The following is a 6,601-nucleotide window of genomic DNA, read 5'->3' as shown; positions in this document are numbered from 1 at the left end:
CACTCCGCCTCGGTCAGCTGCGCCGCGTCGAGGTGGTGGCGGGTGTTGAGCAGGCGCTTGCCGCCCCGTGTCACGTGCACGACGCCGGCCTCGCGGTCGGCGCGCACGGCGGCCAGCCGGTCTTCGAGGACACGCAGGCGGCGGCACTTGTGGAACCACTCGCGCTGCGAGCGGTAGCCGCCGGGAGCCCGCGCAGTGCCCTTCGATCCGACCGGCAGTGCCAGGCGGTACGCGATCGTGCGGATACCGGCTTCCAGGCCCTGAAGACGGGCTGCCTGACCACGGCGGGCCAGCGCCCACTGGTCGTGCGTGGCCTTCGTCAACGACCCCGCCCACCGCGACGACGACACGGCCGTCAGCTCCCGCTTCCGCGCCGCCCATGCCTCCGTGGAGTGGTCCAGGCCGTCAGCGCAGCGGGCCTTGAGGTCGCCGGACGCCAGGGAGCCGAGGTGCGCTCCCACCGACCGCAGCACCCTCTCGTCCCCGGCCGTCAGGTGCCTGAGCCGGTCACGGACCGCGACCCCCGAGGGCCCCGGCACGACGAACGACGCCGCCACCTCCCGCAACACACCCACCCAGACACCCCCTCCCAGACCCGCACACACCACGTGCCCGTCACCGCATCCAACGACCGCCCAGCAGCAAGGTCACCCATTCGACCTCGGAACTGCCGTTCCCGAGGCATACGGGCAACCACCACAGGCCGGAATGCTCGCTCATGCACACCAGAAGACACATGCCCGCCCGCCCGACAGCAGCTCACCACCCCTTCGACGCCTCCCCGATACCGGGCGGCTGGAACGAGCACCACAGCCAGGCTGGCGCCGCGCCCGGTGTCACGCAGGACAGGAAGGCGGCCGGGCGGCCAGGCCCGCGGCGTTCCAGCCGAGGGCGGTCGGCAGGAGGAGGATGCCGAGGGCGGGAAAGTGCCCGGACGGGGTGAACCGCCTTACCTCGCACGTCACTTCGCACGCGAGCACGCTCGTATCCCAGCGGCGGCCGCCCTCCAGGACCGGCGAGTCCGGGCGCGCGTCGCCGGGCGCGTAGAAGACGTCGACGCTCGCGCCCGCCTTCGGCGGCTCGTGTGTGGCACTGAGCAGCATCCCCCAGCCGGTGACTTCGGTCCCTACGCTGCGCCGGTGCGCCGGCGGCGAGGGCGACGGCGACGGCGTCTTCTCCCTCCGCACCGTGTCCGCCAGCGCCTCCCCGGCCCCGGCATCGCTCCGGCGCCTCGGGGCGCGCTCAGTCCAGGCAGAACTCGTTGCCCTCGATGTCCTGCATCACCATGCACGACTCGTTCTCGTCGTCCGCCTCCAGCCGGCGGAAGCGCACGCCTCCGAGCACGACCGGGCGGGCACACTCCGCCTCCAGCACGGCGAGGCGCTCCTCGCCCACGAGGCCGGTGGCGACGCGGACGCAGAGGTGGACGCGGTTCTTGACGACCTTGCCCTCGGGGACGCGCTGGAAGCACATGCGCGGGCTGTCGCCCTTCGGGCCGATGACGGCGTGCGCCGAACCCACGTGGTCGGGGTTCGCCTGCTCGAGTTCCCCGCGCCTCGGGGCGGACGGCGAAGTCCCCCAGCCCACCTGTCCGTTCATATTCGTGAACCCCAATCACGTACCCGCATATTGACGCGTCTCCGACGCTCCCTCTAGCGTCGCCCCGTACGGAGAAAGCGCTTTCCACCGTGTCCGAGCCGCCTCCCCCACCAGGAGACACCGATGCGCACCACTCCCCTCGCCGTCAGCGTGGGCCTCGTCGCCGGCACCCTCGTCGCGCTGGGCGCCGCCGGCGGCGCCCAGGCCGCGACCGGGCGGTACGAGGCCGAGGTCTCGCCCGCCGTCTGCACCGGCACGATCGACTCCGACTGGACCGGGTTCTCCGGCAGCGGGTTCTGCAACGGCACCAACGCCACCGGCGCGTACGCCCAGTTCACCGTGACCGCGCCCGCCGCCGGGACGGCGACGCTCAGCGTGCGGTTCGCCAACGGGACCACCACGCCCCGCCCCGCCGACGTCGTCGTCAACGGCGCGACCGTCGCGGCGGGGGCGTCCTTCGCGTCCACCGGCGTCTGGACCGGCTGGACGACGCGGACCTTCACCGTGCCGGTCGCGGCCGGCTCCAACACCGTCCGGCTGAACCCGACGACGGCCGCCGGGCTGCCCAACGTCGACCACGTCGAGCTCACCACCGCCGACTCGCCCGCACCCTCCGGGCCCGCCCTCTACGTGTCGCCCGCCGGCTCCGCGGGCGCCTCCGGCACCGAGTCCGACCCGACGACGCTCGCCTCCGCGATCACCCGGATCGGCGCGGGCGGCACGATCTACCTGCGCGGCGGTACGTACGCGCACGCCCAGACGATCACCGTCGCGGCGGGCAACAACGGCACCTCCGCCGCCCGCAAGACGATCGCCGCCTACCCGGGCGAGACGCCGGTGCTCGACTTCTCCGCGATGGCCGAGTCGTCCTCCAACCGGGGGCTCGCCCTGAACGGCAGCTTCTGGCACGTGAAGGGGCTGATCGTGCAGCGGGCCGGCGACAACGGCATCTACGTCGGCGGCAGCGACAACGTCATCGAGCGCACGGTCACCCGCTTCAACCGCGACACCGGCCTCCAGCTCGGACGGATCGGCTCCACCACCCCGCGCGACCAGTGGCCGGCCCGCAACCTCATGGTGAGCGTCGAGTCGCACGACAACGCCGACGCGGCCGGCGAGAACGCCGACGGCTTCGCCGCCAAGCTGACCACCGGGCCGGGGAACGTCTTCCGGTACGCGGTCGCCCACCACAACATCGACGACGGCTGGGACCTCTACACCAAGCCGGACACCGGCCCGATCGACCCGGTGACGATCGAGAACTCCCTCGCGTACACCAACGGCACCCTCTCCGACGGCACCGTGAACGCCAACGGCGACCGCAACGGCTACAAGCTCGGCGGGGAGTCCATCGCCGTCGACCACGTCGTGCGGCGCAGCATCGCCTACCGCAACGGCAAGCACGGCTTCACGTACAACAGCAACCCCGGTTCGCTGAAGGTCTCCGAGAACATCTCGGTCGACAACGCCCAGCGCAACTACACCTTCGAGGCGGGCACGTCGGTCTTCCGGGGCAACACCTCCTGCCGCAGCACGAGTTCCGGAACCAACGACAAGCTCGTGGGTGACGTCGACGCCACCAACCAGTTCTGGTCCGGCTCGAACGGCTCGCGGTGCGTGAACTACAGCGGTGCCCTCGGCTGGTCCTTCGCCGCGAACGGCTCGCTCGCCGTGACGTTCGGCGGCAAGGCCGTCACCTGGTGATCACGGCACGCACGTGAACAGCGCGCCCGCGCCTGACCGTTCAGGCGCGGGCGCGCAGCTCTCTGCCCAGGGTGTACGCGGCCCGCAGATCGTCGCCGTCGTACCCGGCGCGGGCCAGGGCGCGCAGGCCCGGGGTGGCGTTGACGGCCACCGTGTGGCGGAGGACGGAGAAGAGGGGGACGTCGGAGCCGGAGTCGCCGTAGGCGACGCAGGCGTCGCGGTCGAGGCCGAGGGCGCCGCGGAGGCGGTCGACGGCGGTCACCTTGTCCCCGGGGACGAGGATCCGCGCCGGGTCGGGCGCCGTCCGGAAGGGCGGGGGCGGGAAGCCGGAGGCGACCACGTCGTCCACGCCGAGGCCGCGCAGCCGGTCGGCGAAGAAGTCCGGCGACATGGTGACCACGACGGCCCGGTCGCCCCGGGCCCGGATGTCCGCGAGGACCTCCGCGAGACCGCCGATCCACGGCGCCCCGTCGAATGCCTCGGCGACGACGCCGGGGGTCAGGTCGCGCCACAGTCCGTGCAGGGCGGCGGCGAATCCCCGGGTGTCGACGGCTCCCGCCGCGAACTCGGCCTCCAAGGCGTGGAGTTCGGCCAGGCAGCCGAGGCGGGCGGCGATCTCCAGGCTGGCCGAGGTGCCCCTCAGCAGCGTCCCGTCCATGTCGAAGACGTGCAGCAGCCGTCCGTCCTTCACCGTGCCCTCCCGATTCCGGAGGCCAGCCTACGTCGCGGACGGGGCGGTCAGCTGCCGAAGCCGAGCCCGAGCCGGTCGAGGGTGCGCAGCCACAGGTCGCGGCGGCCCTCGTTGCGGTCGGAGCGGGTGAGCGAGCGCTGGGTGATGCCGATGCCGATCGAGCGGACGGGCTCGGGCGGGAAGGGCAGCGGCTTGCGGCGGACGAGTTCGAGGGCGGTGCGCTCGGTGCGCTCGCCGGCCAGGAGGTCGAGCATCACCTCGGCGCCGAAGCGGGTGGCGCCGACGCCGAGGCCCGTGAAGCCGGCGGCGTACGCGACCTTGCCCCGGTGGCTCGTGTCGAAGAAGACGCAGAAGCGGGTGCTGGTGTCGATCGCGCCGCCCCAGGCGTGGCTGAAGCGGACGTCCTCCAGCTGCGGGAAGGTGCGGAAGAAGGTGCGGGCGAGGGTGGCGAAGGTCTCGGGCCGCCGCTCGTGCTCGGCGCGGACGCGGCCGGCGTAGCGGTAGACGACGTCGTAGCCGCCCCACAGGATCCGGTCGTCGGCGGAGATCCGGACGTAGGTGAAGTGGTTGGCGGGGTCGGACCAGCCCTGGCGGTTGTGCCAGCCGACGGCGGCGAGTTGCTCCCGGCTGAGCGGTTCGGTCATCAGCGCGTAGTCGTAGACGGGGACCGTGTAGAGGCGGTGGCGGCGCAGCAGCGACGGGTAGGCGTTGGTGGCGAGGGCCACGCGGCGGGCGGTGACGCGGCCGTAGGGGGTGCGGACGGCGACGGTGGGGCCGTGTTCGTCGAGGGAGAGGGCCGGGGTGTGCTCGTGGACGCGGACGCCGAGGTCGAGGCAGGCCCGCTTGAGGCCCCAGGCCAGGCGGGCGGGGTTGACCATGGCCGTGTCGCTCTTGTTCCACAGGCCGCCGAGGAAGGTGGGCGAGTCGATCTCGGCGCGGACGGCGTCGGCGTCGAGGAGGGCGGTGGTGGCGCCGTACCGCTCGGCGGTCTCCGCCTCCTCGGCGAGCCAGGGGACCTGGTGGGGTTCGGTGGCGATGGTGAGGGAGCCGGTCCGCTCCCAGTCGCAGTCGATGCCGTACCGCTCGATGGCGTCCTCCATGGCCTGGAGGTTCTCGCGGCCGAGGCGTTCGAGGGTGGCGATCTCGCCGGGCCAGCGGTCCAGGCCGTTGCCGAGGCCGTGGGTGAGGCTCGACTCGCAGAAGCCTCCGTTGCGGCCGGAGGCGGCGTGGCCGATCTCCTCGCCCTCGACGAGGACGACGTCGGCGGAGGGGTCGCGCTCCTTGGCGACGAGCGCGGTCCACAGGCCGGTGTAGCCGCCGCCGACGACGAGGAGGTCGCAGGTGGTGGCTCCGACGAGGGCGGGGGTGGCCTGGGGGCGGCGGGCGTCGTCGAGCCAGAACGGGGTCGGCGCGGCGTCCCGCAGCGAGTGCAGGTGGTCCATGGGGGTGTCCTCCGGATCGCGGAGGAGCCCGGTCGCGGGGCTCCTTCCGAGGTGCCGCCCATGAGACCGGGCCGCGTACGGCAAGGTCAATGGTGTTGACGTAAGGCTGGACGGCGGTGCCCCGGCCGGGGCACGGGGGCCTCAGGCGTGCGGGTCCCAGCGGTCGAGGAGGCCTTCCGCGATGCGGCGGGCGCCGGGGTCGTACCGCTCCGAGAGCGCCCGGAAGGTGCGTTCGGCGGCCTCGGCCGGCCACTGCTCGGGGAGGTGTTCGGCGGGCAGGTACGGGTCGCGGCGGACGAGTTCCAGCCAGTCGGTGTGCAGCAGCAGCTGGCGTCCGAGGTCGTCGCGGGCGTCGCCGGGGGCGGGCCCGTCGTCGCCCCAACGGGCGAGGAAGGCGCGGTAGTCGGCGGCGATGGCGTCGAGGTCGAAGGCGGTGCGCAGCAGGGGGCCGGCCTCGGTCGGCGCGGCGGCCTGGCCGTGGAAGGCCCTGATACGGTCGCCGAGCCCGAGCTCCGCGGCGATCGGTTCGACGTCGACGCGGCCGGGCGCCGCCCACAGGCCGCTCTGGAGCGGGCCGAAGCCGGCCCAGACGAGCCGGGAGCGCAGGTCGTGGCGCTCCCGCCGCCAGGACTCGGGGAGCGAGAAGCCGACGAGGGTCCAGGTGCCGTCCCAGGCGTGGTTGACGGCGCCGGTGCGCCGGACGCGTTCCTCTCCGTCGGCGAGGACGGCGGCGGCGCGTTCCGTCAGCGAGAAGTACATGCGGCGGCCGCGGCGGTGCCGGTCCAGGAGGCCGCGGCCGACCATGCGGGTCAGGGTGGAGCGGACGGCGTCCTCGCCGACGTCGGCGCGGGCGAGGGCGTCGATGACGCTCGCCGAGGAGAGCGCGGTGCCGGTGCCGAGCACGTGGATGCCGAAGAAGCTCAGCATCAGGGACTGGGGGCGGGGCACGGAGCCGCGTTCGGGGGCTTCGGGCCCGGTTTCCGGGGTGCGCTGCGGGGCGGGTGGGGTCACGGGGACAGCGTAGGCGGCGGGGTCGGGGCGAGAGGGGCCCGCCGACAAATATTCGGCACTTTGTTGACCGCAGACGAGAACTTGCCTAACTTTGGCGCCGCCGGTGCGTGAGCGAGGCGGCGATCCCGCGCCCCGCCCCCGGCGACCCTCGACT

Annotated in this window: 5 protein-coding genes and 2 pseudogenes; 1 reads left to right on the top strand and 6 read right to left on the bottom strand. The window is 73.4% G+C overall.

Features of this window, described 5'->3' with window-relative positions:
- The 3 genes and pseudogenes from ABZ621_RS35940 to ABZ621_RS35930 all read right to left on the bottom strand — a co-directional run.
- Positions 1-575: pseudogene (locus ABZ621_RS35940) on the bottom strand (hypothetical protein); the annotation flags it as partial.
- A 261-nt stretch (positions 576-836) separates the two neighbouring features.
- A complete protein-coding gene (locus ABZ621_RS35935; protein ID WP_360611135.1) occupies positions 837-1,103 on the bottom strand; it encodes a hypothetical protein in 267 nt (88 codons plus the stop codon).
- Between the two features lie 139 nt (positions 1,104-1,242).
- Positions 1,243-1,530 (bottom strand): annotated as a pseudogene (locus tag ABZ621_RS35930) (VOC family protein); the annotation flags it as partial.
- A gap of 192 nt (positions 1,531-1,722) precedes the next feature.
- Between ABZ621_RS35930 and ABZ621_RS35925 the strand changes: the two are divergent.
- On the top strand, positions 1,723-3,303 hold the full coding sequence (locus tag ABZ621_RS35925; RefSeq protein WP_360611133.1) for a carbohydrate-binding protein: 1,581 nt from the start codon (positions 1,723-1,725) through the stop codon (positions 3,301-3,303).
- A 40-nt stretch (positions 3,304-3,343) separates the two neighbouring features.
- On the opposite strand, the gene ABZ621_RS35920 is transcribed toward ABZ621_RS35925, so the two are convergent.
- From ABZ621_RS35920 to ABZ621_RS35910, 3 genes are all read right to left on the bottom strand, one after another.
- Positions 3,344-3,994, bottom strand: a complete 651-nt coding sequence (locus ABZ621_RS35920; RefSeq protein ID WP_360611132.1) for an HAD-IB family phosphatase — start codon at positions 3,992-3,994, stop codon at positions 3,344-3,346.
- Positions 3,995-4,041: 47 nt separating this feature from the next.
- Entirely contained in the window at positions 4,042-5,436 is a 1,395-nt protein-coding gene (locus ABZ621_RS35915) for an FAD-dependent oxidoreductase (protein WP_360611130.1), read from the bottom strand.
- A gap of 141 nt (positions 5,437-5,577) precedes the next feature.
- Positions 5,578-6,447 (bottom strand): PaaX family transcriptional regulator C-terminal domain-containing protein, encoded by an 870-nt coding sequence (locus ABZ621_RS35910; protein ID WP_360611129.1) that lies wholly within the window; start codon positions 6,445-6,447, stop codon positions 5,578-5,580.
- Between the last annotated feature and the right edge of the window lie 154 nt (positions 6,448-6,601).

This window comes from Streptomyces sp. NPDC007863 (genome assembly GCF_040633895.1).
In the GTDB taxonomy this organism is placed as follows: Bacteria; Actinomycetota; Actinomycetes; order Streptomycetales; family Streptomycetaceae; genus Streptomyces.
The sequence above is the reverse complement of the archived record's forward strand: the minus strand, read 5'-3'. Positions and strand labels throughout refer to the sequence as shown.

Excerpts from the sequence above, each read along its gene's own strand:
- ABZ621_RS35935 (WP_360611135.1), bottom strand. The coding sequence starts at position 1,103 with ATGCTGCTCAGTGCCACACACGAGCCGCCGAAGGCGGGCGCGAGCGTC.
- ABZ621_RS35925 (WP_360611133.1), top strand. The coding sequence starts at position 1,723 with ATGCGCACCACTCCCCTCGCCGTCAGCGTGGGCCTCGTCGCCGGCACC.
- ABZ621_RS35915 (WP_360611130.1), bottom strand. The coding sequence starts at position 5,436 with ATGGACCACCTGCACTCGCTGCGGGACGCCGCGCCGACCCCGTTCTGG.